Raw genomic sequence first — 3078 nt, 5'->3', positions numbered from 1 at the left:
TCATCGGACGAGTGGGCGGTCGCGAGCCACCCGCCCGCCGCCATTCGGGCTGGTCATGGGGCGCCCGCCCACTCGTCCGATGTCGGTCGTGCCGGTGCTCTGGTCTGTGCCACTGACGCGCTCGCTGTTGGTCATGCTGGTGGTGTGGCCGTTGTGAGTCTTGTGGTCGTGGCTGGCCGTGGCGGCGGATTGGACGTCGAGGGTTGTTTGTTCGCTGCCGTTCGTGCCGGTCATGTGCGCACCGTGCCGAACTCGGCGCTTTTGGTGGTCAGTTCCATGTAGGCCTCCTCCAGTGAGGCGCTGTGTGGTGTCACCTCGTGGAGGGGATTCCGTGGGCGGCTGCCGCGTCGCCGATGGCGGCGACGTCCAGGCCGGTCACCGTGAGGGCGCCGCCGGGCATGGGCTCGACACCGGCCCCGGCGGCGGCGAGGACCGCGGTCAGGTCGGCCGCGCGCGGAGAGCGGACCAGGACGCCGCGCCGGAAGCGGTCCGCCAGTTCGCGCACCGACGTGTCGGCGATCAGCCGTCCGCGGCCGATGATGACGAGGCGGTCGGCCGTCAGTTCCATCTCGCTCATCAGATGGCTGGAGATCAACACCGTCCGTCCCTCGGCGGCGAGCGACCGCATCAGTTCGCGGATCCAGCGGACGCCGTCGGGGTCCAGGCCGTTCACCGGCTCGTCGAACATCAGCACCCCCGGGTCGCCGAGCAGCGCCGCCGCGATCCCGAGCCGCTGCCGCATGCCGAGCGAGAACCCGCCGACCCGCTTGCGCGCCACCCCGGCGAGACCCACCCGCTCCAGGACCTCCGCCACTCGCCGCGTCCCGATCCCGTTGCTGCGCGCCAGCCACCCGAGGTGGTCGAACGCCCGGCGCCCGCCGTGCACGGCGCCCGCGTCCAGCAGCGCCCCCACCTCCCGCATCGGCCGCCGCGTCGCCGCATACCGGCCACCGTTCACCAGCGCCTCGCCGGACGTCGTCCCGTCCAAGCCCAGCAGGACGCGCATCGTGGTCGACTTTCCCGCGCCGTTCGGCCCCAGGAACCCGGTCACCGTCCCCGGCTTCACCACGAAGGAGAGGCGGTCCACCGCGGTGGTACCGCCGTAGCGCTTGGTCAGCTCGCGTACTTCGATCATGCGGTCAACGTTCGTACGGGACCCGCCCGCCGCACGTCGGAACACGGGTGGGACCCGGTTCTCCGAGCACGGTCGGACGTGCCGGGCCTGCCTCCGACCCCGGTATGACGGCCACCGGTAGGAGGCGCCGCCCGGTGCCGTCCCGTTACCTTCGTGACGTGGACGAATCCGAGCTGCGCACCCCGTTCTTCATGCGGCTCAGCCGGCGCGCCCTCATCAAGCTGGACGCCGCCGCCGCGATCATCTACACGTTCGCGCTGGTGATGCTCCCCGCCGAGTCCGGGACGTCCGCGGTCGCCGTCGTCCCGCTCGCCGCCGCGGCCGGCCTGCCCTTGGCGGTGCGGCGGCTCTGGCCGGTGCCCGTATTCGCGGCCGTCCTGTCCGCGTCGACCGTCTCCTTCGCGCTCGGCCTGCCCTGGGACTCCTACGCCGCCGCCGCGTTCGCCCTCTACCCGGTCGCCCTCACCCGGCGACGCCGCCGCTGGATCCCGACCCCGCTGATCGGCGCCGTCAGCGCCCTGCTCATCTTCGCCGGCGCCATCGTCGGAACCGCGGACTGGCACGCCGAGATCGCCGGGGAACTGGTGCTCGGCCTCGCCGTCCTCGGTGCGTCCTGGACGCTCGGCCGCGTCGTCCGCGAACGCCGCGCGCAGGCCGCGCGCTCCGCCCGCCGCCTCGCCGACCAGGCCGTCTCGGAGGAGCGGCTCCGCATCGCCCGCGAACTCCACGACGTCGTCGCGCACAGCATGAGCCTGATCGCCGTCAAGGCCGGCGTCGCCGTCCACGTCGCCTCGGCGCGGCCCGCCGAGGCCCTCGACGCCCTTCGCGTCATCGAAACCACCAGTCGCAGCTCCCTCGCGGAGATGCGTCACCTCCTCGGCGTCCTGCGCACCGACACCGGCCTGGGCCCGGCCCCCGGCCTCGCCGAACTCACCGCGCTCGCGGAACGCGCCGCCATGGCCGGTGTCCACGTCGACCTGAAGGTGGACGCCCCGGACCTTCCGGAAGGCGTCGCCCTCTCCGTCTACCGCATCGTCCAGGAAGCGGTCACCAACGTCGTCAAACATGCCGCGCCCGCCCGCTGCCGCGTCCGTGTCCAAGCCGACGGGCTCCGCGTGCGCATCGACGTCCCCGATGACGGCCCCGGCGTCCGCGTCCTGCCGGGCGGTGACGGGCACGGGCTCATCGGCATGCGCGAACGCGTCATGATGTACGGCGGCGACTTCACCGCCGGCCCCCGTCCGGGCGGCGGTTTCGCCGTGTCGGCCGAATTTCCGTACGAACCCTAGGAAACCCGTTGGAACTGCGCGTCCTCGTCGCCGACGACCAGGCCCTGCTGCGAGGCAGCTTCCGCGTCCTCATCGACACGGCGCCCGGCCTCCGCACCGTAGGCGAGGCCGGCACGGGCGCCGAGGCCGTCGAGCTGGCCGCGGGCGATCGCCCCGACATCGTCCTCATGGACGTCCGGATGCCCGAAATGGACGGCATCGAGGCGACCCGGCGGATCTGTGCCGATCTCCCGGGTGTCCGCGTCCTGATCCTCACGACGTTCGACCTGGACAGCTACGTGTACTCGGCGCTCAAGGCCGGGGCGAGCGGCTTCCTGCTGAAGGACACCCCGCCCGCCGACCTGCTGTCAGCCATCAGGACGGTCGCGGCCGGCGACTCCCTTCTCGCCCCCACGGTGACCCGCCGCCTGATCGCCGAGTTCGTCCGCCGCCCGGCCCCCGTCCAGCCGCCGCCCGCCGCCCTGGACGCGCTGACCGAACGGGAACGCGAAGTGCTCACCCTCATCGCCCGCGGCCTCTCCAACACCGAACTGGCCGAGCACCTGCACCTCAGCCCCGCCACGGTGAAGACCCACATCGGCCACCTGCTCTCCAAACTCCAGGCCCGCGACAGAGCACAACTGGTGATAGCCGCCTACGAAACCCGCCTAATCC

The 3078-nt window shown here is 72.4% G+C and carries 3 protein-coding genes and 1 pseudogene; 2 read left to right on the top strand and 2 right to left on the bottom strand.

Going from position 1 to position 3078, the window contains the following annotated elements; genetic code table 11:
• Positions 1 to 234: a hypothetical protein gene (locus HUX53_RS10315; protein WP_176402934.1), complete on the bottom strand. Its 234-nt coding sequence runs from the start codon at positions 232 to 234 to the stop codon at positions 1 to 3.
• Positions 231 to 1135 (bottom strand): annotated as a pseudogene (locus HUX53_RS10310) (ATP-binding cassette domain-containing protein). Before HUX53_RS10310 ends, HUX53_RS10315 begins: the two are co-directional and overlap by 4 nt.
• Before the next feature lie 158 nt (positions 1136 to 1293).
• Here HUX53_RS10310 and HUX53_RS10305 point away from each other — a divergent pair.
• The gene (locus HUX53_RS10305; RefSeq protein WP_217919301.1) at positions 1294 to 2424 is read left to right on the top strand and encodes a sensor histidine kinase; all 1131 of its coding nucleotides are present in this window, start codon (positions 1294 to 1296) and stop codon (positions 2422 to 2424) included.
• Between the two features lie 8 nt (positions 2425 to 2432).
• Positions 2433 to 3078: response regulator transcription factor (locus HUX53_RS10300; protein ID WP_176402933.1), on the top strand; the 646-nt coding region annotated here is incomplete at its 3' end.

Source organism: Actinomadura sp. BRA 177, assembly GCF_013372625.1.
Classification (GTDB): Bacteria; Actinomycetota; Actinomycetes; order Streptosporangiales; family Streptosporangiaceae; genus Spirillospora.
The sequence above is the reverse complement of the archived record's forward strand: the minus strand, read 5'-3'. Positions and strand labels throughout refer to the sequence as shown.

Coding starts and splice junctions, on each gene's coding strand:
- HUX53_RS10315 (WP_176402934.1), bottom strand. CDS start 234: ATGACCGGCACGAACGGCAGCGAACAAACAACCCTCGACGTCCAATCC.